We start from the raw sequence: 23,255 nt of genomic DNA on the forward strand, positions 1-23,255 counted from the left end.
GGGCGTGTTCGTCGACGAAAGTTGCTGCATCGGCGACCTTGGTCGTGGCGAGGCAAGCGGAACGTGGACTTCCGTCCACCATGGCTCGCCCCGCGGCCGATTGGTGTGGGGGGTCCGCGGGGCGAGAGTCGTGGCATGAAGCAGTTGCTGGAGTTCCTCGGAGTCATCGCCCTGCTCCAGGGCGTCGCGGGCCTGCTGCACGAGTTCACCGACTGGGACTGGGGTCTCGTCCAGCGGATCGGTTTCCTCGACGGCTACGGGATCTACGCGAGCGTCGTCCTGCTGGTGCTGGCCGTCGCACTGTTCGCTGCCGCCGGGAGCCGGAAGTCCGGCTGAACGCGGACCGGACCTCCGGCCGGCCGCACCGTTCCTCGGTGCCGACCGTGACGTGCGGACCTACGGGGTCAGCAGCTGTAGTTGACCAGGTCGAAGGACTCGTAGTGGTCGGCGGTGTAGTAGTCCTCCTGGTTCCGCTCACCGGTGACGATCCGGCGAGCTCCGCGCGTGTCGGAACCAGGCGTGATGACCGTGTACTCGTGGTAGTACCCGGACGACTGGCTCGGCAGGATGCCTTCCCGGTTCTAGAAGACCGTGCCGTCCTGGTCGTAGGGGAAGGGACCGCCCTGCTCGATCAGGTCGAGCGTGTCGTGCGCCTGGGAGGGCAGGTCGCTGTAGCAGATGCTGCCGACCGCGGCGGCCGCCGGCGTGGCGGTGACGGTGCCGCCGACGAGGAGGGCGGACAGGACGGCGGCCGCGGCGCCGATGCGGCTGATTCGTGGGGGGAATCTCATGGCTTCATGATGACGCGCGTAGATAGTGGCATGTCAATGACAACGAGGGAGAATTTCCCGGCAAGTCCGATGAGTTTTCGGGAAGTTAACGTACGCCCCGGCGTCCTCACGCGATCTCCACGAGACCGGGTGAGAACGCCGAAGTCGCTGGTCAGGCATCTTCCGGGAGCGCGAACGAGCCGTACTCGGGGCGGCCCGCCAGGTCGTAGGAGTTGATGGCGACACCGGTGCTCGTGACGCTGCCGCCGGAGTGCTTGAACGCGGTGGGTACGGCGCCCTCCGTGAACAGGCGGTGGCCCGTGCCGAGCACGACCGGGAACGTCAGCAGATGGAGGGTGTCGACGAGGTCGAGGGCGAGCAGCGACCTGACGAGGGCGCCGCTGCCGTGGACCTGGAGCTCGCCGTCGGTGCGCTCCTTGAGCGCGGTGACCTCCTTGGCGAGGTCACCGCCGAGCACGGTGGTACCGGCCCACCCGGGGTCCGTGAGGGTGGCGGAGGGGACGTACTTCGGCAACGCGTTCAGCTTGCCGGCGACCGGGTCGGCGGGATCGGTCACCTTGGGCCAGTACGCCGCGAAGATGTCGTACGTACGGCGTCCGAGCAGGAAGGCGCCCGGGCGGCCGAAGACGTCGTTGATGAACCGGCCGAAGTCGTCGTCGGCGTACGGAAAGCTCCAGCCGCCGTGCTCGAAGCCGCCGCGGGTGTCCTCTTCAGGGCCGCCGGGGGCCTGGTAGACGCCGTCGAGCGTGACGAAGAGAGTGGAGACGAGCTTGCCCATGAGGGGTGCCTCTTTCCGGGTGGGATCTGTTGTCATCACCTCAGACCCGTCCGGCACCCGCAACTCATCGCTGCCGGCCCGGCCGGCTTCCGCACCCGGATCTAGGCGTCGCCGCCGGGTTCCGCCCCGGATCTCGGTGTCCGTTCGCCGCCAGCACTTCGGACCGCGCGGCGCTGGGATGGACGCATGACGACTACTCACGCACCCACGACAAGCACGTACGCACCCCTCGAAGGCAAAGTGGCCCTGGTCACCGGCGGCAGCCGCGGCATCGGCGCGGCGACGGCGCTGCGGCTCGCGCGCGAGGGCGCGGACGTCGCCGTGACCTACGTGAACGGCAAGGAGGCGGCCGAGGAGGTCGTACGGGCCGTGGAAGCCCTGGGGCGGCGGGCCGTGGCCCTGCGGGCGGACTGCGCGGACGCCGACGAGGCAGCGGGCGCGGTGGAGCGCACCGTGGAGGCGCTGGGCGGCCTGGACGTACTGGTGAACAACGCCGGCGTCGGCGTGCTGGGCCCACTGGACGGGCTCGCGCTCACCGATGTGGACCGGGTCCTCGCGGTGAACGTCCGGGGCGTCTTCCTGACGTCCCAGGCGGCGGCCGCCCGCATGGCCGACGGCGGCCGGATCATCACGATCGGCAGCTGTATGGCCCAGCGGGTGCCGGGTCCCGGCGGCACGCTGTACGCGACCAGCAAGTCGGCCCTGATCGGTCTGACGAAGGCCCTGGCGCGCGAGCTGGGACCGCGCGGCATCACGGCGAACATCGTCCACCCGGGTCCCGTCGACACCGACATGAACCCGGCGGACGGGCCGTACGCGGCCGGCCAGGCGGCGATGACCGCGCTGGGGCGCTTCGGCAAGCCCGACGAGGTGGCGGCGACGGTCGCGTACCTGGCCGGGGCGGACTACGTCACGGGCGCGGAGTTCGCGGTGGACGGCGGCCACGCGGCGTGACACGACGTGGGACGCGCCGGTGCTGTCCGGCCGGCGCGTCCCACGGGTTCGGCGGGCCCGCCGCTCCGACGGACCCACGGATTCAGCGGATCGGGCTGGCTCAGCCCCCCAGCTCCTGGTGGCGTGCCGCCAGCCCCGCCACGCCCTGCTCGGTCAGCGAGCCGTGCAGCCGCAGTCGGGAGATGCCGCCGTCCGGGAAGATGTCCACGCGCGCGTGCGTGCCCACCGCGGGGGCGTCCAGGACGAAGCGGTGGTTGGTGTCGGGCTGGAGGCGGGTGCGCGGGAGGATCTCGGTCCACTCGCCGTTCTCGCCGTCCTTCACCGAGACCGACGCCCAGCCCGCGCTGTTGCCCTTCAGATACGCCGTGTCGATCTCGATCGCCCGGATCTGGGACTGGGCCACCAGCTGGTAGCGGATCCAGTCGTTGCCCTGGTCGCGGCGGCGGCGCGTCTCCCAGCCGTCGTCCATCTTGCGGGAGCGGCCCGGCTGGATGGTGTTGGTGGCGGGCGAGTAGAAGAGGTTGGAGGCGTCCTCGACCTGGCCGCCGTTCTCCAGGGCGACCACGTCGAACGTGCCGAGCACCTCCAGCCACTTCGGGTCGGGTGCCACCTCGCCGTAGACGCGCAGACGGGCGATGCCTCCGTCGGGGTGCTGGTTGACCCGCAGGTGGGTGAAGCGCTGCTCGACGTCGATGGAGAAACCATTCGCCGCATGTCCGCCCACCGCCGTGCGCGGCACCAGCGTCGTCCACTTCACGTCGTCGGCCAGCAGTTCCTCCGGCGACGGCGCGCCCGGCACGGACGTGCCCTCGACGGAGACGGCCTGCGGGTAGTTGCCGCGGAAGTGGGCGGTGTCGACGACGATCCCGCGGATCACGCCGGGCGCGCCCAGGCGCACCAGCGCCCAGTCGTGGTCCTCGGCCGTCGGCCATGGGTGCCCGGCGGAGGCGCCGCGCCGCCGACGGGTCTCCCAGCCGTCCATGATCTTGCCCTTGTGCCCGAAGTGCTCGGGGTCGAACTCGGCCCGCTCGGGCACCAGCAGGTTCTCGCGCTGGGCGAAGAACTCGTCGTTGGCGGCGATGACTCCGGCGCCGAGGTTGCGGTCGGCGAGGTTGGCGTACTGGGTGAAGGGGAAGTCGGCGGTGCGGTAGTCCGCGTACGGGTCGCCGCCTCCGTAGGGGTTCGCGTCGCCGGTGAAGCTGGGTATCGCCGTCACGGTGGTGGTTCTGCCTTTCTGGAGTCGGCCGGTGCGGGTGCGGGAGGGTCAGTGGGCGGCGCGGGTGAGCAGCTCCCCCTTCGGGGCGGTGAACTCGCCGTCCGCGACGATGCGTTCGCCGCGCAGCCAGGTGGACTTCACGACGCCGTGGAGGGTCTTGCCCGCGTACGCCGTCACGCGGTTGCGGTGCTGGAGGGCGGCCGGGTCCACGGTGAAGGTCTCGTCGGGCGCGAGGACGGCGAAGTCGGCGTCGCGGCCGGCCTCGATGGCGCCCTTCTGGTCGAGTCCGACGAGCTGCGCAGTCCGCGCGGACATCCAGCGGACCACGTCCTCCAGGCCGTGCCCGCGCTTGCGCGCCTCGGTCCATACGGCCGCCAGGCTCAGCTGGAGTCCGGAGATGCCGCCCCAGGCCGTGGCGAAGTCGTCGGTCTTCAGGTCGGCCGTGGACGGCGAGTGGTCGGTCACCACGCAGTCGATGGTGCCGTCGGCCAGCGCCTGCCACAGCAGGTCCTGGTTGGCGGACTCGCGGATCGGCGGGCAGCACTTGAACTCGCTGGCGCCGTCCGGGACTTCCTCGGCGGTGAGGGTGAGGTAGTGCGGGCAGGTCTCGACGGTGATCCGTACGCCGTCCCGCTTGGCCTCGGCGATCAGCGGCAGCGCGTCGCTGGAGGAGAGGTGGAGGACGTGCACGCGCGCGTGGAGGCGTTTCGCCTGGGCGATCAGCTGGGCGATGGCCGTGTCCTCGGCGTCGCGCGGGCGCGAGGCGAGGAAGTCGGCGTATCTGGGGCCGCCCTGCTGCGGGGCCGCCTCCAGGTGGTGCGGGTCCTCGGCGTGCACGATCAGCAGTCCGCCGAAGGAGGCGATCTCCGCCAGGGACTGGGCGAGCCGGTCCTGGTCGAGGTGCGGGAACTCGTCCACGCCGGACGGCGACAGGAACGCCTTGAAGCCGAAGACGCCGGACTCGTGCAGGGGGCGCAGGTCCTTGACGTTGTCGGGCAGGGCGCCGCCCCAGAAGCCGACGTCGATGTGCGCCTTGTCGGCGGCCACGTCCTGCTTGGTGCGGAGGTTGTCGACCGTCGTGGTGGGCGGCAGGGAGTTGAGCGGCATGTCGACGAGGGTGGTGATGCCGCCGGCCGCCGCCGCGCGCGTGGCGGTCCAGAAGCCCTCCCACTCGGTGCGGCCGGGGTCGTTGACGTGCACGTGCGTGTCGACCAGACCGGGCAGCAGGACGTCGTCACCGAGGTCCTCCAGCCGGGCCCCGGCCGGTACCTCGGCGTCGTGCGCGAGTACGGCCGTGATCTTGCCGGCGGCGACCAGGACCGAGGCGGCCCGTGTCCCCTCCGGGGTGATGACTCGCGTCGAGCGCAGCACCAGTTCAGCGTCGGACACCCGGGCCCCTCTCTGCCGCCATTGACTTCCGTGTAGCGGAATTCAACTTTCTGTTGAAGGAGTCTTCCCTCCCGTTCGTGCGCCGTCAAGGGCACACTTCTCCACAGTGCACCCATCCCATACTCTCTGTACGTTTCCACAAAGTGGAAATATAATTTCGGCAAGCAGAACGTAGCTATGCACAAGCGGGGAGTCAACCGACTGACGGGTAGGCTTCTGCTCTTCCCACCGGTTCCCGAAAGGAACGCGCCGTGCCGACGTCCAACGCCAGCACCACCGACGCCGCCAAGACCAACAACGGTGGTGGTGTCCAGTCCCTTGAGCGCGCCTTCGACCTGCTCGAGCGGATGGCGGACGCCGGCGGCGAGGTCGGCCTGAGCGAGCTGTCCGCGAGCAGCGGGCTGCCGCTGCCCACCATCCACCGCCTGATGCGCACGCTGGTGGCGTGCGGATACGTCCGCCAGCAGCCCAACCGCCGCTACGCCCTCGGCCCGCGCCTGATCCGCCTCGGCGAGTCCGCCTCCCGGCTGCTCGGCACCTGGGCCCGGCCCTACCTGGCCCGGCTGGTCGAGGAGACCGGCGAGACCGCGAACATGGCGCTGCTCGACGGGGACGAGATCGTCTACGTCGCCCAGGTGCCGTCCAAGCACTCGATGCGCATGTTCACCGAGGTGGGCCGGCGCGTCCTCCCGCACTCCACGGGCGTCGGCAAGGCCCTCCTCGCCGGGTTCCCGCCTCAGGAGGTGCGCGCGCTGCTGTCCCGGACCGGCATGCCGGCCGCGACCGAGAAGACGATCACCACGCCGGACGGTTTCCTCGCGGCCCTGGAGGACGTACGCCGGGCCGGCTACGCGGTCGACGACAACGAACAGGAGATCGGCGTCCGCTGCCTCGCCGTCTCCGTGCCCGACTCCCCCACCGCGGCGGCGATCTCGATCTCCGGGCCGGCCGGCCGCGTGACGGAGGAGGCGACGGAGAAGATCGTGCCGGTGCTGCAGCAGGTCGCCGGCGAACTGTCCGAGGCACTGGCCACCCAGAACCACGCCTGACCCCGGAGGGGCCGAACCCTCAGCGCCGGCCGGTGCACTTCAGCCCGTCCGGCGTTTGAGGACGAGGCCCTTCGGGCCGATGGGGACTGGTAGGGGCGGCGAGGGCGAAGAAGGCAGTTCGCGGAACTAGCGGCGCGGCTCCCCGAACAGCTCCACGGCGTCGCGCACCCGCGTGAGCCCCGGGGACAGCGCGCTCACCGACCCGATCGCCCCCGCGATCAGCAGCAGTGACCTTCGCAGCCGCGGCGTCTCCGGCACCCCGTCGATCGTCATCGCGGCCAGCGCGGCGAGTTCGTCCTCGGCGATGCCACGGTCGGGGAACTCGGCCGGATGCGCGGCGAGTTCGCGGCGCAGGCGGGACACCGCCGACCGCAGTTCCACCACCCTCAGGTCCTCGTCGCTGCCCGTCACCGGCCTCTGCCCCAAGCTCCGCAACAAAGCACTCCCCCTCGCACGCCGTTGTGCGCCAGCAGTACGTGTCCCCCGCCGAGCTCCCCTGACGTCGATCGGGCGCCGGGGACGCGGGTCAGTAAACGCCACCGCTGCCGGGCGCGCCACCATGCGGACCGAAATTCAGCCCAAGGAGACCCGGTGGCCTTGCGGGCGTCATGTATGCAGGACGCATGACGGAGAAACAAGTCCCGCCGGTCGCCGGTCTGCTGCTCGCCGCAGGAGGCGGCCGACGGCTCGGCGGACGCCCCAAGGCCCTGCTCCGGCACCGCGGCCGCCCGCTCGTCGAGCACGCCGTCGCGGTGCTGCGCGCGGCCGGCTGCACCCGTGTGCACGTGGTGCTGGGCGCGCAGGCCGACGCCGTACGGGAGCAGGCGGAACTCGGTGACTGCGTACTGGTGGACAACCCGGACTGGGCCGAAGGCATGGGCTCCTCGCTGCGCGCCGGGCTCGCCTCGCTGACCGGCACGGGGGCGGGGGCGGCGCTCGTCTCACTCGTCGACCAGCCCGGCATCGGCACGGAGGCGGTCGCACGTGTGCTCGCGGCGTACGAGGACGAGACCTCGCTCGTCGCGGCCGCCTACGACGGCGTACGCGGCCATCCCGTGCTCTTCGGCGCCGCCCACTGGGCGGGCGTCGCGGCGACTGCGACCGGCGATCGAGGGGCACGCGCCTATCTGAGGGAGCGGGAGGAGGCGATCGGGCTCGTCGAGTGCGGGGACGTGGCACAGCCGTACGACATCGACACCGAGGCGGATCTCGCCCACCTTGAGTGAGGGTCGTGGCACCCAGAGCCATGTTGCCTCGACTCAGAGAATCTCGATATCAACAAACGATTGAACTTCCACCATGAGGAAACTAGTATCCACTGTTCAGAAGCGCCCGCCTGCTCCGGGGGCGCCCCCAGCCGTATCCGGGAAGACTGGCACCCGGTGCCAGAAGCTCGACAGCTCGTCCACGTAGCTCGCTGAAGGAAGTGACAGCTCATGTCCGCACCAGCGCCGTCCCCGCTGGCCATCGTCGACGCCGAGCCCCTGCCCCGGCAGGAGGAGGTCCTCACGGACGCGGCCCTCGCCTTCGTGGCCGAGCTGCACCGCCGGTTCACGCCCCGGCGTGACGAACTCCTCGCCCGCCGTGCGGAGCGCCGCGCCGAGATCGCCCGCACCTCCACCCTCGACTTCCTGCCGGAGACCGCCGCGATCCGCGCGGACGACTCCTGGCGGGTGGCCCCGTGCCCGCCCGCGCTCCAGGACCGCCGGGTCGAGATCACCGGTCCCACCGACCGCAAGATGACCATCAACGCCCTCAACTCGGGCGCCAGGATCTGGCTCGCCGACTTCGAGGACGCCTCCGCCCCCACCTGGGAGAACGTCGTCCTGGGCCAGATCAACCTGGCCGACGCCTACACCCGCAACATCGACTTCACGGACCCGAAGTCGGGCAAGTCGTACGCGCTCAAGGCCGACGAGGAACTCGCCACGGTCGTCATGCGGCCGCGCGGCTGGCACCTGAACGAGCGTCACCTCCAGATCGACGGTCAGCAGGTCCCCGGCGCCTTCGTCGACTTCGGCCTGTACTTCTTCCACAACGCCCAGCGCCTCATCGACCTCGGCAAGGGCCCGTACTTCTACCTCCCGAAGACGGAGTCGCACCTGGAGGCCCGCCTCTGGAACGACGTGTTCGTCTTCGCGCAGGACTACGTCGGCATCCCGCAGGGCACCGTCCGCGCGACCGTCCTGATCGAGACGATCACGGCGGCGTACGAGATGGAGGAGATCCTCTACGAGCTGCGCGACCACGCCTCCGGGCTGAACGCCGGCCGCTGGGACTACCTGTTCTCCATCGTCAAGAACTTCCGTGACGGCGGCGCCAAGTTCGTCCTGCCGGACCGCAACGCGGTGACGATGACGGCCCCGTTCATGCGGGCGTACACCGAACTCCTCGTCCGCACCTGCCACAAGCGCGGCGCGCACGCGATCGGCGGCATGGCGGCGTTCATCCCGTCCCGCCGGGACGCCGAGGTCAACAAGGTGGCCTTCGAGAAGGTCCGCGCCGACAAGGACCGCGAGGCGAACGACGGCTTCGACGGCTCCTGGGTGGCCCACCCCGACCTGGTCCCGATCGCCATGGAGTCCTTCGACAAGGTCCTCGGCGACCGGCCGAACCAGAAGGACCGCCTCCGCGAGGACGTGCACGTCGAGGCGGCCGACCTGATCGCCGTCGACTCCCTGGACGCCAAGCCGACCTACCCCGGTCTGGTCAACGCAGTCCAGGTCGGCATCCGCTACATCGAGGCCTGGCTGCGCGGCCTCGGCGCGGTCGCCATCTTCAACCTCATGGAGGACGCGGCCACCGCCGAGATCTCCCGCTCCCAGATCTGGCAGTGGATCAACGCGGGCGTCGAGTTCGAGAACGGCGAGCACGCCACCCCGGAGCTGGCCCGCAAGGTCGCCGCCGAGGAACTGACGAACATCCGCGCCGAGATCGGCGAGGATGCCTTCGCGGCCGGCCACTGGCAGCAGGCCCACGACCTGCTCCTGGAGGTCTCCCTCGACGAGAACTACGCGGACTTCCTGACTCTGCCGGCGTACGAGCAGCTCAGGGGCTGAGCCTTCAGGAAGCAGGCTTGTCCGAGTGGCCCAGGGACTTCCCCGGGGCCACTCGGTCGCGTACGGCCTGCTTGACGGCCGTCGGCTCGGGGAAGCCCTGGTCGCGGCGGTCCCAGACGACCTCGTCATCGACGCGGACGACGAAGACGCCGCCCTTGCCGGGTTTCAGCGCCAGTTCGGACAGCTCCGCCTCGAAGGTCGTGAGCAGTTCCTGCGCGAGCCAGGCGGCGCGGGGCAGCCATCTGCACTGAGTGCAGTACTCGATCTCGACCCGCCCCGACCCGCGCAACGAAGCCTCCGTCATCCGAGGTGCACCGACCAATCCTGTTCCGCGGCCGGCTTGCCGTGCAGGTCGGGGACCCGCTTGAGCCAGTTCGGCCGCCCTTGCTGGGTCTTCGCCACGCGCTGGGCCTCTTCGGCCGCCAGTTCCGCGCGGCTGGGGAATTCGGTGGGCAGCCAGGCCTCGGACGCCCGCACGCGCGCGTGGAGGTACGTCACATAGGCCTCGCGGGCCTCGCAGGGTGAGGCGAAGTCGGTGAGCCAGGCGTCCGGCACCTCCGCCACGATCGCGCGCAGCAGTTCCTCAGTGACCCTGGGCGCGAGTTCGGCGTCGGCGGCGCGCAGGTCGGGCCCGTAGTGGCCGAGGGCGTGGTGGCGGAAGTCGTACGCCTTCTCGGGTTCGGAGCCGTCCCAGCGGTGGTGGAAGACGAGGGCGGCGCCGTGGTCGATCAGCCAGAGGCGGGGCGGGACGGTCCCGAGCGTGGGCCAGACCATCAGGTTGGAGCTGTGGACCGTACGGTCGACGTTCGCGGTCAGGGCGTCCAGCCAGACGATCCGGCCCGCCTCCAGCGGATCGACGCGGAAGGTCTTGGCGACCTCCGGGGTGAAGTCCTTCGCGCCCGGCAGATAGTCCATGCCGAGGTTGACGCCGGCGCTCGCGCTGTGGAGGTCGCGCACCTCCTGGTGGGGCTCGCTGTCCGCGATCACCGGGTCGAAGTGGACCAGGACCAGCTCGGGGAAGCGCAGACCGAGCGCGCGGGCCAGCTCACCGACGATCACCTCGGCGACCAGCGCCTTGCGGCCCTGCGCGGAGCCGGTGAACTTGACGACGTACGTGCCGAGGTCGTCGGCCTCGACGACTCCGGGGACGGAGCCGCCGGAGCGCAGGGGCTCGATGTAGCGGGTTGCGGTGACCTCTCTCAACATCTTCCAAGGCCCCATAGCTTGTTTGCCCTACATTCCACGGCAAGCTCCTGCGCGGTGCGGCCCTTGCTTCCGACCTCCGACATGAAGTGAGCATAGTAACCAAGCGTGACAGCCGGGGACGAGTGCCCGAGCCATCGTGCCAGCGTCACCACGGACTCCCCCGCCTCCAGCATGATCGAGGCGTAGGTGTGCCGCAGCACGCGGAAGCCGTCCTTCGGCGCCGCCTCCCACTGCCAGTCCTTCGCCCCCTGGCGTGCGGCGGGATGATGCCGGCCTTGGCCGGCGCCGGTTTCCAGGTGCAGGTGTTCCACGTGTTCACCGCCACGGCGTTACCGAATCGGGCGGTGAGCAGGAGGGAGAACTTCCTCCGCCGCTTGTCCGCCTCCGGCTTTCCCCAAGGGAGTTCCACCGGCGCCTTCGGCCACCGTACGGACTTCGCGCGCATGGGGTTCCTGGCGAGACGCTTGTCATCGACGGCTGCCTCCAGAATGCTGGACAGCTCGGACAGGATGCCGCGCCGGTAGTCGACCGAGGAGACCGTTGTCTCCAGCTTGGCCATGTACGCGCGGAGTTCGGCCGCCGTGATGTTCCGGAGCGGAAGTTCGCCCTGGGTCTTTGGAACACCCCTTGTACCCGGCGCCCAATGTGAGGCGATGTAGTCGGCCAGCGCGATGGATCCATCGCGCGGGTCCACCAAGTCGCTCTACAGCGTGTGGCGCCTCATGTATTGACGGTACGGCTGACCCGTTGCTCTGGAATCGCGCTCACAGGGTTCAGGGCGGTGTTGGAGCGGGAGTCGGCCTGTTCTTGTTCGTGGACCCACGGATCGAGGGTTCCCCGCCGGTACATGACGCGACCGCGAGGCCCCGCGCGGAAGCTTGGGGGTCCCTGCTCGTCCATGCTGCCTTCGGGCAGGTAGCGGCGGGGGAAGGCCATCCATTCGTCGCGCATGTCGAAGAGCACGGCGGTGACCAGCCGCAACAGGGCGTCGTCGGTGCGCGCTTGATCTCCCGGTCGATCCGTTCCATCGGGTCAGTCGACTGGATCTCCGCGTCGCGGCGAGGAGCGCGAACAGGGCCGGCAGAGCTGCCCCGAGGCCTGACCAACGGCGGGTGCGGAACACGGCAAGCCCCTTTCGACGGCAGCCAGTTCGACATTCCGAACGCTGTACGTAACTTCGACCAGGAGATAGGCATCAGCCAAAGTCCCGTCAACGAAACTGACAAGCTCGATTCCAGAAAACCTCTCCAGGCGCGGGAATCGACGTGAGGGCATCCAGCGCCCGGCCGGTCCGGCTGCGTCGCAGGTGTTGACGCACTCGGCTCAATACGCTTAACGTCTGGCCGACCTTACGGACATTGTCCGAAACCTCGAACAACGTTTACGCCTGGCGGGAACAGGGCTACGGATGCCGTGCCCTCAGCCGAACACCAGCACGGAGCTTGGGACCACGTCGAATATCGCCGCGAGGGGCGGAGCCGCGGTCACCCGACGTCGATTTCGCATACTCCGACGCCCTCTGGGCCCTGGCAGGGGAGAAACGGTATCGCCGGACGACAGGGCGCCGCAGCGCCCCGAAAGTGAAGCGCTTCAGAGGCCGACGGGGGGTGGACGGGAGCTTCCCCTCGACCTCACCGTCACCCCGCCGTGGCACCCCCGCATAGACAGGAGATGTGCATGTCCGCGCTTCGCGCTCGGCTGATGGCGATGTTGCTCGCCGCCTGCCTGCTCTTCACAGGCCAAGCTCTGATCACCCCGGAACGGGCGGCCGCCGCCGACCCGGGGTACCTGATGACGCACTTCATCGGGGAGGGGTCGACCGGCCAGCAGATGTACTTCTCGTACAGCGCGGACGGTCTGAACTGGACCGATCTCAACGGCGGGGGGATGACCCTGCGCTCCACGGTGGGCACCCGCGGCGTACGCGACCCCGCACTCGTGCGCTCACCCGACGGCAGCAAGTACTGGATCATCGCGACCGACCTGTGCATCAGCTGCGGCCAGTCATGGAGCGACTCCATCAACAACGGCAGCCGCAGCCTCGTGGTGTGGGAGTCGACGGACCTGGTCACCTGGTCCCAGCCGTGGCTGCTGAACGTGGCCGGTGCGATCCCCGACGGGCGCAACGCCTGGGCGCCGGAGGCGATCTGGGACTCCGCCACCAACAGCTACGTCCTGTACTGGGCGACGAACAAGCCCCTCAACGGTGTGACGAAGCACCGCATCTACTACGCCCGCACCACCGACTTCCGTACGATCACCACTCCGCAGATCTACATCGAGCGCCCCGGCACCCAGGAGATCATCGACACCCAGATCGTCGAGGTGCCGTCCGGTGTCGGCAACTTCCGCTATGTGCGGGCCTCCGGCGACGGCCAGATCACGATCGAGGGCAGCAACTCGATCCTCGGCACCTGGACCAACCTGGGCAACCTCTCCGGCATCGGCCTGACCGGCGCGCAGGTGGAGGGTCCGATGTGGGTGAAGTTCCGTGACCGCAACGAGTGGGCCCTGTACCTCGACCAGTACGCGGCCGGCAAGGGCTACATGCCGGTCCTGACGACCAGCCCCTCCACCCCGTCCGCCTCCGGCTCCTACCGGATTCCGGCCGCCGGCACCTACAACCTGGGCGGGACGAAGAAGCGCCACGGTTCGATCCTGACCCTGACGGCCGCCGAGGACGCCCGGATCCAGGCACGCTGGGCCAACGTCCCGGGCAAGCGGCTGCAGTCCTTCAACTTCCAGGACCGCTACGTGCGGCACGCCAACTTCGATGTGCGCATCGACCAGAACGTCACGAACCAGGACGCCCAGTTCCGGCCGCGGCCCGGTCTGGCCGGCTCCGGCACCGTCTCCTTCGAGTCGGTGAACTTCCCCGGCTACTACCTGCGGCACGACGGAGCCGACTTCCAGCTCGTCCACAACGACGGCACCACCGCCTTCGCCGAGGACGCCACCTTCCGCCAGGTCGCCGGGCTCGCCGACTCGGCCTGGTCCTCATTCCAGTCGTACAACCACCCCGACCGCTACATCCGCCACTACGCCTTCCAGCTGAAGCTCGAAACGATCACCACCGCGACGGGCCGCGCCGACGCCACCTTCCGGCTGACCAGCTGACCCGACAGCGCCGCCGGCGCCCGCCTCGAGGGCGCCGGCAGCGCACCGAACCGGCCACGGATTCCGCACGCCGCATACGGCCGGCACGAATTCGTCGCCCTGCTCGACGAAGCCTTCGCCGCGCCTAAGTGCGGGCGACGCACTCGAAGGCACCCTGTGCGTCGACGGTCCGGTCCTCAAGTGGCAGGAGGTTGTGCACGACAACGGGGGCGGCGTCTTTGTCGTCGTCACCCAGCTGATCCCACTGCTTGAGGCGGTGCCGCCGGTGCGGAGCCAGCATGGTCGGCCGCGGCGCCGCCCGGACGTGGTGCTGGGCGACGGGGCTACGACCACGACAAGTACCGCCACCTGGTCTGGGATCTCGGCGTGAAGCCGCTGATCGCCCGCCGGGGCACTGAGCACGGCTCCGGCCTGGGCACCCAACGCTGGGTCGTGGAGCGCGCGTTCGCCCACCTGCACAGGTCCCGCCGCCTGCGGATCGGCTGGGAAGCGCGTGACGACATCCACGAAGCCTTACTCACCCTCGGATACGCACTGATCTGCTGGCGACGCCTGAACTCAGCTGTCGCTCGCTAGTTTTTCTGCAAGGTGCGCGTGACACCCGCGATGACGGCGGTCGTCAGCACCCAGCCGAGGGCGATCAGTAGGTAGGCCAGCCACTGGAGGCTGCCGTCCGACCAGTACCAGGCCGTGCGCTGACCCAGACCACCGATGGGGATCAGGAGGTCGAGTGTGTAGACGAGGGGCTGGAAGGGGGCGCCTTCGCCTTGTTTGACTTGGGTGGGGGAGTGCGCGTGGAAGGCCAGGGCGCCCAGCAGGGTCAGCGCAAGGAGCCAGACTCCAGCCAGCCAGGGGCGGTAGCCATAGCCGACGGTCACGTCGAGCAGGTGCCCCCAAACACGCGCGGCCGGGGACAGCGTACGGCGCCGGTGGCGCTGTTTGGCCAGGAGCACGCGGCGGGCGTCGTCGTCGTGGCCGGCCGTCCGGTACCAGCTCGCCAACTGCTCATACGGCTGTGGGCTGTAGCCGGGGCTGCGTCGTATCCACGCCACACGGTCTGCCACAGACCCTCGACGCCCCACCGCCTCCCGTCGTTCGCCCGCCTCGACCGCCTTGATGGAGCCGTAGACGAAGCCATCCAGCTCCACCACGTCCGGCCAGCTGTGCTCGTTGTCGTGGAGGTAGGACACCTGCGCGCCCCGCAGGTCCACAGTGCCGTACGGTCGTCGGGCGAGGTTGAAGTCGAAGTCGGTCACCCGCATCAGGAGGCCGGCCAGGGCCGGGCCATCGCCGTCGGGCGCCGCGTTCAGGACGGCTCCTTCGAAGGTCAGATTGTCCGAGACCTGGGCGCCCCGCAGCCTCACGGTCCCGTCCGCGGTGAAGCCCCCGGAGAAGTTGAGCGTCGACGCCACGACGTTGTCCAGGGCGAGGGCCACTCCGCGCGGACCTGGGCGCCCCAACGGTACCGGGCGCTCCAGGTGTGCACCCTGCATGAACAGTCCACCCGGCAACTGCGCTCCCAGCAGGCGTATCCCGCCACGGGCGGTGAACCCGTGCATGCAGAAGACGCCGCCTCCCATGTCGAGGCCGTCCGCGATCACGGCCCAGCCCTCGGGCACGCACACCCGCGTGCCATTCAGCACCAACTCACCCGCCACCGAGGCATTCAGAAGATCCAGGCACCCCTCCACGCGCGACCGTGACAGATCGAGGTGCCCCTCGACACGCACCAGAGCGACTTCGAGGCCCGGCAGCCAGCTGTCCACGATGCGGATCGTCCGGGCCGACGCCCCGTGGAGCCTCGGCGCTTCCTCGAACCAGCACCCCTCGATCCGGAGAGCCTGACCGAGTTCCACGTCCGAGAGATCAAGACAGCCGCTGATGCGCGCGCCGACGAGCCTCACACATGCGGCGGCGCCTGGTCGCGCGGCGTTCGCACCCGAGAGCAGCGCCGCGATCACGGCGGCACGAATCGTCCGTCCGGGGCCCCACCGGCCACCTTCGGTGACTCGATCGTCATCGGGCACACCCGCGCGCAGGTCCACGCGGTGTCCATCGGGGAACGCATCCCACAGCTCACGCTCCGGTGAAGTCAACTCGTCGTATGAGAGCACTCATGCAGAGTAGTGATCTTCCTTAGCGCCCGCCTTGCCCAACTACGCACGCACGAGCCTGAAACAGCTGAGAGACCATGCGGGCAGGTCAGCCCTGGGGATAGACGCATCACCGCAGGTCAACGCCCCCTGGGTGGACAACTTGACGACGTACGTGCCGAGGTCGTCGGCCTCGACGACTCCGGGGACGGAGCCGCCGGACCTCAGCGGGGTCACGTATCGAACAGCAGTCACGTCGCGCAGCAGACCGGCCAGGGTAATTCAGATCATGGGCCGGCCAGCGGGTTCGGAAGGGGCAGGTAGCGGGCGTCGGCGCCGTCGGCGTTCGTCCAGCGCAGGAGCAGGTTCGTCTTGCCGGGGAGGGTGGGGGCGGACAGCAGGGCCGGGATCTCGGGGAGGTCGTGGCGGGCGAGTTCGCGGCGGGCGGCGGGCCAGGGGTCCAGGGTCGGGTGGCGTTCGACGAGGGCCTCGGCGATCTCCACGAGATGGTTGACGACCAGGCAGTACACCAGCCGCTCCCAGCCGGCCGCCCGGGACACCTCCGGCAGCAGCTTCACGCCCTCGGCGTCCCGGAAGACGGCCTGTACGGGGGTGCCGTCGGCGTCGACGGCGACGAGTGTGTTCTGCAGATGCGCCTCCAGTACGACGCCGTGCTCCGCGAAGGCCGTGAGGGCGGGCGGCACGACCGCGCCGAGATACGCCTCCCACCAGGCCGCCGGGTCCGCCGCCGCGCCGAGCGGGCTGCCCTCGAAGCGCTCCACGAGGGCGGCGGCGAGCAGCGGGGTCGAGCCGGGCGGCAGACGGTCGTGGAAGCCGTCGCGGACCAGGACGGCTAGTTCCTCGAAGGCGAAGTCGGCGGTGCGGTAGCCGCGGTCGGACAGCCAGGCCGCGCGGCCGACGGCGAGGGCGGCGGTGGCCGCGGCGTCGGTGCGGCGCAGCTTCAGCAGGTCGTGGCGCCACAGCCGGCGGATGTCGTTGGTGATCCGCACGTCGAGGCTGAACTTCAGGAACAGGTCGCGCTCGGGAGCGTAGAGCGTGCGGATCGCGGCCGTGGGCCAGGCGTCGAACCCGGTCGTGCCGAGCCGGATCAGCCGGCCGTCGGCGAAGGCGGGCGCGAGGTCCACGAGGCCGAGCTGCCAGGGGTGGGCGGGCAGCAGCCGATAGCCGGGCGGGGCGGCGCCGAGCGCGTCCAGGGCCGCGGTGTCGCCCTCCTCGACGACCGCGTCCTCGCGCAGGCCGAGCAGCGTCAGCGGGAAGCGGGCGTGCGCCTCGGGGGCGTACGGCAGCCAGCCCGCGACCGGGCCGCCGCCGCGCGCCTTGGGTGCGGGGTGGTAGGGGTGGCCGGTGAGGAGGCACTGCTCCGAGCGGAGGTAGGGGTCCTCCGGCGGCGTCGCACGCGCGCGTGCCGTGAGCAGGGCGGCCACCGCGTCCCGGCTGTCGATCATCTCGGCGGGCAGTTCGTGGTTGGACAGGCCGGTGTGGCGGCGCAGTTCGTCGGCGACGAGCTTGACGAGCTCGGTGTGCCCGACGCGCCGCCAGGTACCGTCCGCGCCGACCTCGGGCTCGGCGGGCCGCCGCGCGCCGAGCACCCGCAGCAGGCGGCCCGAGCCGGGCAGGCGGTACACCTGACGTCCGCCGGACGCCCCGTGGGGTTCGGCCACCTCGCGCAGCAGGCAGTTCAGCAGGGGCGCGACCGCGTGGGCGTCGGCACGGTCCGCGACGTCGGCGGCGCAGGGCGGGGTGAGGTGCACGCGATCCACTCGTTCTCTACGGTCCGTTCAGGACGGTCTCTGCAAGTCCGTTCAGGATGGTCTCTACGGTCCGTTCCAGGCGGGAAGACGATCAGTATGTCTGTCGTCGGCGCCTTGCCCGACGCCCTACTCGTACCCGAGGAGCCCGCCCGTGCACCGTCCCTCCAGCGCCGAGGCCGAGGTCGCCGCAGAACTGGCCGACGTACGCCCCGGACTCGCGTCGCGGTACGCCGCCGAGCTCCCCGGTGCCAGGGCGGCCGTCCTGACCCGCCTGTGGCGTGCCCTGGCGCACGAGCCGCTGCCCTGGATCGCCCGACGTGAGCGCGGCCTGGAGGGCCTCACCCTGCGCCTTTCGGACGGCCGCCTCCTGCACGGCCCGCACGCGGACCCGTACGCCACCGCCGCGTACGTCACCGTCGTACGTCTCGACCGGACGTCGTACGACGATCCGGCCCGCCTGATGACGGACCTGTCCGTGCCGCACGGGACGGCGTTCGCGGCCGAACTCGGTCACAGCGTCGCCTCGTTGGCGTTGTCGCGGGCCGGACGGGACCCTCACCCGAAGGAGTGGCCGGCGCGTGACTGGGAGTGGGAGCAGCGGGTGGTCGACGGGCATCCGTTCCATCCCAACTGCCGTTCCCGGCCGGGTTTCTCGGTCGCCGAGCAGCTGGCGTACGGGCCGGAGCACCGGCCGGTGGTGACGCTGGGGCTGGTGCCGGTGCGGGCGGACGAGTGCCTGGTGACGGGCGGGTGGCCGGAGGAGATGCGGGACGGGGGGCGGCTGCTGATCCCGGTGCATCCCTGGCAGGCCGAGCATGTGCTGAAGCGGCCCCACGACCCCTGCGGCGACGGCCTCGCCGCGCACCCGCTGATGTCCCTGCGCACCCTCGCCCTGCCCGACGGACCGCACGTCAAGACCGCGTTGAGCGCCCGGCTGACGTCCTCGGTGCGGGACATCTCGGTGTACTCGATCTCCCTGTCGGCGACGCTGTCGGACTTCGCCGAGACACTGGCGGCGCGGACGGACGGGCTGCTGCACATGACCCGCACCCTGGGGGCCGCGACGGCCGACTCCCCCGATCTGGCGGCGGTGTTGCGCGAGTCGCCGCGGGAGTACGCGGGGCCGGGCGAGCGGGTCGTGCCCGTGGCGGCGCTCCCCACCACCGAGCTACCCGAATCCCCCGGGTGGCTGGCCGAGTTCACGCGTCTGGCGCTCACCGTGGGGCTGCGGCTGCTGGAGTCGGGTGTGGCGCTGGAGGCGCACGGTCAGAACCTGCTCGTGGTGCTGTCGGCGGACGGCTCCCCGGTGCGGCTGGTCTACCGCGACCTCGCCGACATCCGCATCAGCCCGGCCCGGCTGGCCCGGCAGGGCATCCCGATGCCGGAGCTGACCGGCCGGATCGTCACGGACGACGTTCCGACCCTGCGCCGCAAGCTGTTCGGCTCGCTGGTGGCCGGGGCACTGGCGGGTACGGCGGGCTCGGGGCCGGCGTTGCGCGGGGCACTGGAGGCGGTCGTACGGGAGTTGCCGGCCACCGTGGATCTCGCCGCGCTGCGCGACGAGCCGCTGCCGACGAAGGCGCTGTCGCTGATGCGGCTGTCGCCGGGAACGCCGGGGGATCAGTGGGCGGAGCTGCCCAATCCGCTGGTCACCGAGGTGTTCTGACCGTGCTCCGGCAGGTGTACGGGCAGGCGTTCCGAACCCGTTTTGAAGCGTGACACCTCTGATCAATAAGATCCGCCGATGATCAGAACACAACGGCTGGCGGCCGGGGCCTGCGCCCTGCTCGCCGTGCTCACGGCCGGGATAGCCTTCCCGGCCGGGGCGAGCGCCGACGAGACCACCGCCACCGCTCCGAAGGTCGATCTGGTGATCGACGTCAGCGGTTCGATGCGGGCGAAGGACATCGACGGCCAGTCGCGGATGGCCGCGGCGAAGCAGGCCTTCAACGAGGTGCTGGACGCCACCCCCGAGGAGGTCCAGCTCGGCATCCGCACCCTCGGCGCCAACTACCCGGGCGACGACCGCAGGACGGGCTGCAAGGACACCGCGCAGCTCTACCCGGTCGGCCCGCTGGACCGCACCGAGGCCAAGACGGCGGTGGCGACGCTGACGCCCACCGGCTGGACGCCGATCGGTCCCGCGCTGCTGAAGGCGGCCGAGGACCTGGACGGCGGCGAGGGCTCCAAGCGGATCGTGCTGATCAGCGACGGCGAGGACACCTGCGCCCCGCTCGACCCGTGCGAGGTGGCCCGCGAGATCGCCGCCAAGGGCATCGGCCTGACCATCGACACGCTCGGCCTGGTCCCGAACACCAAGCTGCGGCAGCAGCTCAGCTGTATCGCCGAGGCGACCGGCGGCACCTTCACCTCGGTCGAGCACACCGACGAACTCGCCGACAAGGTCAACCAGTTGGTGGACCGGGCGGCCGATCCTGTGGTGACGCCGGTGGCGACGACGGGCGCGGACCAGTGCGCGAAGGCGCCCACGCTGAAGTCCGGTCTGTACACCGACCGCGAGGAGTTCGGCCAGCAGCGCTGGTACCGCGTGGACGTCCCGGACGGCTATGAACTGCGCGCCTCCGTGAGCGTGGCGGCCGACCGCGAGGTGAACCCGTCGTACGGGCTGCTGCTGCGGGCGACGACCGAGCGCGGCCGGGAGATCGTCCGCGGCGAGGCGGCCGGCAACGGCCGTACCGACGTGATCTCGACGGGTCTGCGCCACCCGAAGGCCGAGCGGGAGGACGTGGCGGGCGAGGTCGCGCCCGAGACGGTGTGCCTGCAGGTCACGCACTCCTTCTCCGCGTCGAGCGGGGTGAAGACCACTCCCGGCCTGCCGCTGGAGCTGACGGTCGACATCGTGGCGGGACCGTCGGCAGCGAGCGACGTGGCCGCCTTCGGTCTCGGGCGCGGCTGGTGGCTGCTCGGTGCGCTGATCCTCACCGGCTTCCTCGCCGGTCTCGTCTGGGGCTGGCTGTCGCGCTGGCGCGTCGCGGTCTGGAGGACCAACTGATGCGGATCACACGAGTGTTGAGCACGACCGCGCTGCTGTTCGGGCTTGCGGTCACCCCGGCGGTCGCCGACTCCACACCGTCGCCGAGCGCCTCGGAGGACGGCGGCGCGCCGACCCAGGCGGGCACCTCCTACCGTACGGCGACAGAGATCGAGCAGGGGCAGACGGCCACGGCGAGCGCCTCCACCGGCGACTACCTGTACTGGTCGTTCCCGGCGGACGCCGGACAGCGCCCCACCGTCAAGGCGACGGTGAAGCTGCCGGACACGCACGCCGCCGAGACCTGGCAGATCGATGTGTACGACGGTCTGCGGCGCCGCCAGGCATGCCAGTACGGGGCGCAGACGCGGACCGCCCCGGCGGACGCGGCCTCCGTCAAGCTGGACTGCGTGCTGCGCACCGTCCGCGCCTGGTCGGAGCCCTGGGCCGATGACCCGCTGCCGGGCACGTACTACATCCGGCTGACGGTCGTGGACGTCCCCACCTCCGACCTCGGTCTGCCGGTCGGCGCCGAGGTCCGGGTCGACTCGAAGGACGTCGGCGGTGCGGCGGCGGTGGACGGGTCGCTGGCGGAGCCGCTCGTGCCGGGCGTCGCCGTGAAGTCGAAGGACGACGAGGACAGTTCGTCCGCGTCGGCCGTGCTGTCCAGCATCGAGCCCGAGGACGGCTGGGCCTCCGGCTGGTGGTCCGACCGGTGGGTGTGGACGGCGATCGGCGGCGCGCTGGCCGCGCTGGCGGGCATCGGCGGTCATGCGCTGACGCGCGGGTCGGGCAGGCCGACGCGGGTGCCGCCGGGCGCCTGACGGTTCGCCAGGAGGCCCGCCGCGCCGAGGTGCGGCGGGCCTTCGCTTCTCATTCGTCCCGCAACGCCTTCGCCAGGACGCCGTCGCCGGTCACCTCGATACGACCGGCGCGCACCGCCTCCGCGACGCTCAACTCCCCCCGGCCGACGGCCCCGCACGTCTCGGCGTCGAGGACGAGCCGGGCGTCGGGCTCGGTCAGTGCGGGCCCCTCGCTGTACACGGGATCCTCCTCGGCACCGGCCCAGAGGTGGAAGACCCCTTCCTCCAGGTGGACCTCCACCAGCCCCTGCCCCTGAAGGCCGCGCAGCAGCGGCAGCGCGAACCAGTGCGCCCGCACCGCGTCCGTCGGCCGCCGCTCCCCCAGCTCGGCCTGCCCCCACGCGCCCAGCGCCTGGAGCACGGGCAGCAACTCCCGTCCCCGGGGCGTGAGTTCGTACACGTAGGCCGCGCCGGGCGGGGGCAGCCGGCGGCGTGTGGTGAGCCCGTCGCGCTCCATGTCCTTCAGCCGTGACGCGAGTACGTCCGTGCTGACGCCCGGCAGGTCCGCGTGGAGGTCGGTGTAGCGACGCGCGCCGGCCAGCAGCTCCCGGACGATCAGCAGGGTCCAGCGGTCGCCGACGACGTCGAGCGCCCGGGCGGCGGAACAGTACTGGTCGTAGCTTCGGCGAGGTGACATGCGACGCAGTCTAGACATGTTGTTGGACTTTCCAAGCTCGAACTTGGTAAAACCAAGCAACACACGAAACCGGAGGGGCGAGCGCGCATGGAGTTCCGGCAGTCGAGCAAGCTGAGCGAGGTCTGCTACGAGATCCGCGGACCGGTGATCGAGCACGCGAACGCGCTGGAGGAGGCGGGCCACAGCGTGCTGCGCCTGAACACCGGCAACCCCGCTCTCTTCGGCTTCGAGGCGCCGGAGGAGATCCTGCAGGACATGATCCGGATGCTCCCCCAGGCGCACGGCTACACCGACTCGCGCGGCATCCTCTCCGCCCGCCGCGCCGTGGCCCAGCGCTACCAGACGCTCGGCCTGGAGGTGGACGTCGACGACGTCTTCCTCGGCAACGGCGTGTCCGAGCTGGTCTCCATGGCCGTACAGGCCCTGGTCGAGGACGGCGACGAGATCCTCATCCCCGCCCCGGACTTCCCCCTCTGGACGGCGGTGACGACCCTCGCCGGCGGCAAGGCGGTCCACTACCTGTGCGACGAGCAGGCCGACTGGTACCCGGACCTGGACGACATGGCGTCGAAGATCACGGACCGCACCCGCGCCGTGGTCATCATCAACCCGAACAACCCCACCGGCGCGGTCTACCCGAAGGAAGTCCTGGAGGGCATCCTCGACCTGGCCCGCCGGCACGGCCTGATGGTCTTCGCCGACGAGATCTACGACCAGATCCTGTACGACGACGCCGTGCACCACTCGGTCGCGACCCTCGCCCCCGACCTGGTCGTCCTCACCTTCTGCGGCCTGTCGAAGACGTACCGCGTGGCCGGCTTCCGGTCCGGCTGGTTGGTCGTCACCGGCCCGAAGCAGCACGCGAAGGACTACCTGGAGGGCCTGACGATGCTGGCCTCCATGCGGCTGTGCGCCAACGCCCCCGCGCAGTACGCCATCCAGGCCGCGCTCGGCGGCCGCCAGTCGATCCGGGAGCTGACCAGGCCGGGCGGGAGGCTGTACGAGCAGCGCAACGTGGCCTGGGAGAAGCTCAACGAGATCCCCGGGGTGTCGTGCGTGAAGCCGAAGGGCTCGCTGTACGCCTTCCCGCGTCTCGACCCCGAGGTGTACAAGATCCACGACGACGAGAAGTTCGTCCTGGACCTGCTGCTCCGGGAGAAGATCCAGGTCGTCCAGGGCACCGGCTTCAACTGGCCCACACCCGACCACTTCCGGATCCTGACCCTGCCGTACGCGGACGACCTGGAGGCGGCGATCGGGCGGATCGGGCGGTTCCTGAGCGGGTACCGGCAGTAGCCGCAGGGGCGGCTGAGCCGGGTTTGCCGATGTTCGCCGATTC

General features: G+C 70.6%; 21 protein-coding genes and 4 pseudogenes. 11 read left to right on the forward strand and 14 right to left on the reverse strand.

The genetic code is table 11. The features are described 5' to 3' along the window. Positions 1-135 precede the first annotated feature (135 nt). Positions 136-336, forward strand: coding sequence for a hypothetical protein (locus ACZ4UU_RS32390; protein WP_471906941.1), 201 nt, complete (start codon positions 136-138; stop codon positions 334-336). 68 nt (positions 337-404) lie between these two features. Here the strand turns inward: ACZ4UU_RS32390 and ACZ4UU_RS32395 are convergent. Both ACZ4UU_RS32395 and ACZ4UU_RS32400 read right to left on the reverse strand, forming a co-directional pair. Beyond that, positions 405-791, reverse strand: a pseudogene (locus ACZ4UU_RS32395) (guanyl-specific ribonuclease). A 151-nt stretch (positions 792-942) separates the two neighbouring features. After that, complete coding sequence (locus tag ACZ4UU_RS32400; RefSeq protein ID WP_383446880.1) at positions 943-1,569, reverse strand: dihydrofolate reductase family protein; 627 nt, start codon at positions 1,567-1,569, stop codon at positions 943-945. 186 nt (positions 1,570-1,755) lie between these two features. Between ACZ4UU_RS32400 and ACZ4UU_RS32405 the strand changes: the two genes are divergently transcribed. Continuing rightward, the gene (locus ACZ4UU_RS32405; protein ID WP_471906942.1) at positions 1,756-2,523 is read left to right on the forward strand and encodes an SDR family oxidoreductase; all 768 of its coding nucleotides are present in this window, start codon (positions 1,756-1,758) and stop codon (positions 2,521-2,523) included. Between the two features lie 100 nt (positions 2,524-2,623). On the opposite strand, the gene alc is transcribed toward ACZ4UU_RS32405, so the two are convergent. Both alc and allB read right to left on the reverse strand, forming a co-directional pair. Then, on the reverse strand, positions 2,624-3,739 hold the full coding sequence (gene alc / locus ACZ4UU_RS32410; protein ID WP_471906943.1) for an allantoicase: 1,116 nt from the start codon (positions 3,737-3,739) through the stop codon (positions 2,624-2,626). Positions 3,740-3,787: 48 nt separating this feature from the next. Next, the gene (allB, locus tag ACZ4UU_RS32415; RefSeq protein WP_471906944.1) at positions 3,788-5,128 is read right to left on the reverse strand and encodes an allantoinase AllB; all 1,341 of its coding nucleotides are present in this window, start codon (positions 5,126-5,128) and stop codon (positions 3,788-3,790) included. Between the two features lie 251 nt (positions 5,129-5,379). On the opposite strand from allB, the gene ACZ4UU_RS32420 reads away from it, so the two are divergent. Next, positions 5,380-6,177, forward strand: a complete 798-nt coding sequence (locus ACZ4UU_RS32420; RefSeq protein ID WP_471906945.1) for an IclR family transcriptional regulator — start codon at positions 5,380-5,382, stop codon at positions 6,175-6,177. A gap of 126 nt (positions 6,178-6,303) precedes the next feature. Here the strand turns inward: ACZ4UU_RS32420 and ACZ4UU_RS32425 are convergent, their stop codons facing one another. After that, positions 6,304-6,615: a DUF5955 family protein gene (locus ACZ4UU_RS32425; RefSeq protein WP_471906946.1), complete on the reverse strand. Its 312-nt coding sequence runs from the start codon at positions 6,613-6,615 to the stop codon at positions 6,304-6,306. 185 nt (positions 6,616-6,800) lie between these two features. On the opposite strand from ACZ4UU_RS32425, the gene ACZ4UU_RS32430 reads away from it, so the two are divergent. Continuing rightward, entirely contained in the window at positions 6,801-7,403 is a 603-nt protein-coding gene (locus tag ACZ4UU_RS32430; RefSeq protein ID WP_471906947.1) for a nucleotidyltransferase family protein, read from the forward strand. Between the two features lie 210 nt (positions 7,404-7,613). Next, positions 7,614-9,236, forward strand: coding sequence for a malate synthase A (gene aceB / locus ACZ4UU_RS32435; RefSeq protein ID WP_471906948.1), 1,623 nt, complete (start codon positions 7,614-7,616; stop codon positions 9,234-9,236). Positions 9,237-9,240: 4 nt separating this feature from the next. Here aceB and ACZ4UU_RS32440 read toward each other — a convergent pair whose 3' ends face one another. The 5 genes and pseudogenes from ACZ4UU_RS32440 to ACZ4UU_RS32460 all read right to left on the reverse strand — a co-directional run. Further along, on the reverse strand, positions 9,241-9,540 hold the full coding sequence (locus ACZ4UU_RS32440; protein WP_471906949.1) for an Rdx family protein: 300 nt from the start codon (positions 9,538-9,540) through the stop codon (positions 9,241-9,243). Next, positions 9,537-10,442, reverse strand: a complete 906-nt coding sequence (locus ACZ4UU_RS32445) for a HipA family kinase (protein ID WP_471906950.1) — start codon at positions 10,440-10,442, stop codon at positions 9,537-9,539. The genes ACZ4UU_RS32440 and ACZ4UU_RS32445 overlap by 4 nt, the downstream gene beginning before the upstream one ends. Continuing rightward, a complete protein-coding gene (locus ACZ4UU_RS32450; protein ID WP_471906951.1) occupies positions 10,436-10,753 on the reverse strand; it encodes a hypothetical protein in 318 nt (105 codons plus the stop codon). Before ACZ4UU_RS32450 ends, ACZ4UU_RS32445 begins: the two co-directional genes overlap by 7 nt. A 409-nt stretch (positions 10,754-11,162) precedes the next feature. Beyond that, positions 11,163-11,342, reverse strand: a complete 180-nt coding sequence (locus ACZ4UU_RS32455) for a hypothetical protein (RefSeq protein WP_471907094.1) — start codon at positions 11,340-11,342, stop codon at positions 11,163-11,165. Beyond that, positions 11,334-11,491 (reverse strand): annotated as a pseudogene (locus ACZ4UU_RS32460) (IS256 family transposase); the annotation flags it as partial. The pseudogene ACZ4UU_RS32460 and the gene ACZ4UU_RS32455, both read right to left, overlap by 9 nt. Positions 11,492-12,119: 628 nt before the next feature. Here ACZ4UU_RS32460 and ACZ4UU_RS32465 point away from each other — a divergent pair. Both ACZ4UU_RS32465 and ACZ4UU_RS32470 read left to right on the forward strand, forming a co-directional pair. Next, the gene (locus tag ACZ4UU_RS32465; RefSeq protein WP_471906952.1) at positions 12,120-13,559 is read left to right on the forward strand and encodes a glycoside hydrolase family 43 protein; all 1,440 of its coding nucleotides are present in this window, start codon (positions 12,120-12,122) and stop codon (positions 13,557-13,559) included. 226 nt (positions 13,560-13,785) lie between these two features. Next, positions 13,786-14,135: pseudogene (locus ACZ4UU_RS32470) on the forward strand (transposase); the annotation flags it as partial. Here the strand turns inward: ACZ4UU_RS32470 and ACZ4UU_RS32475 are convergent. The 3 genes and pseudogenes from ACZ4UU_RS32475 to ACZ4UU_RS32485 form a co-directional block, all read right to left on the reverse strand. Further along, complete coding sequence (locus ACZ4UU_RS32475; RefSeq protein WP_471906953.1) at positions 14,132-15,673, reverse strand: oxidoreductase; 1,542 nt, start codon at positions 15,671-15,673, stop codon at positions 14,132-14,134. The pseudogene ACZ4UU_RS32470 and the gene ACZ4UU_RS32475 overlap by 4 nt on opposite strands. Before the next feature lie 126 nt (positions 15,674-15,799). Continuing rightward, positions 15,800-15,919, reverse strand: a pseudogene (locus ACZ4UU_RS32480) (HipA family kinase); the annotation flags it as partial. Positions 15,920-15,939: 20 nt separating this feature from the next. Continuing rightward, positions 15,940-17,424 carry an IucA/IucC family protein gene (locus tag ACZ4UU_RS32485; protein WP_471906954.1) on the reverse strand — a complete coding sequence of 495 codons (1,485 nt, stop codon included), beginning with the start codon at positions 17,422-17,424 and terminating at the stop codon, positions 15,940-15,942. 151 nt (positions 17,425-17,575) lie between these two features. Here ACZ4UU_RS32485 and ACZ4UU_RS32490 point away from each other — a divergent pair, with 151 nt between their 5' ends. From ACZ4UU_RS32490 to ACZ4UU_RS32500, 3 genes are all read left to right on the forward strand, one after another. Then, complete coding sequence (locus ACZ4UU_RS32490) at positions 17,576-19,090, forward strand: IucA/IucC family protein (RefSeq protein WP_471906955.1); 1,515 nt, start codon at positions 17,576-17,578, stop codon at positions 19,088-19,090. A 78-nt stretch (positions 19,091-19,168) separates the two neighbouring features. Then, positions 19,169-20,437, forward strand: a complete 1,269-nt coding sequence (locus ACZ4UU_RS32495; protein ID WP_471906956.1) for a VWA domain-containing protein — start codon at positions 19,169-19,171, stop codon at positions 20,435-20,437. Continuing rightward, positions 20,437-21,240 (forward strand): hypothetical protein, encoded by an 804-nt coding sequence (locus ACZ4UU_RS32500; RefSeq protein WP_471906957.1) that lies wholly within the window; start codon positions 20,437-20,439, stop codon positions 21,238-21,240. The genes ACZ4UU_RS32495 and ACZ4UU_RS32500 overlap by 1 nt, the downstream gene beginning before the upstream one ends. Positions 21,241-21,289: 49 nt before the next feature. Here the strand turns inward: ACZ4UU_RS32500 and ACZ4UU_RS32505 are convergent, their stop codons facing one another. After that, positions 21,290-21,916, reverse strand: coding sequence for a winged helix-turn-helix transcriptional regulator (locus ACZ4UU_RS32505; RefSeq protein ID WP_471906958.1), 627 nt, complete (start codon positions 21,914-21,916; stop codon positions 21,290-21,292). 87 nt (positions 21,917-22,003) lie between these two features. Between ACZ4UU_RS32505 and ACZ4UU_RS32510 the strand changes: the two genes are divergently transcribed. Next, positions 22,004-23,212: a pyridoxal phosphate-dependent aminotransferase gene (locus ACZ4UU_RS32510; RefSeq protein WP_471906959.1), complete on the forward strand. Its 1,209-nt coding sequence runs from the start codon at positions 22,004-22,006 to the stop codon at positions 23,210-23,212. Positions 23,213-23,255: the final 43 nt, after the last annotated feature.

It is taken from the genome of Streptomyces sp. NPDC028907 (assembly GCF_055564995.1).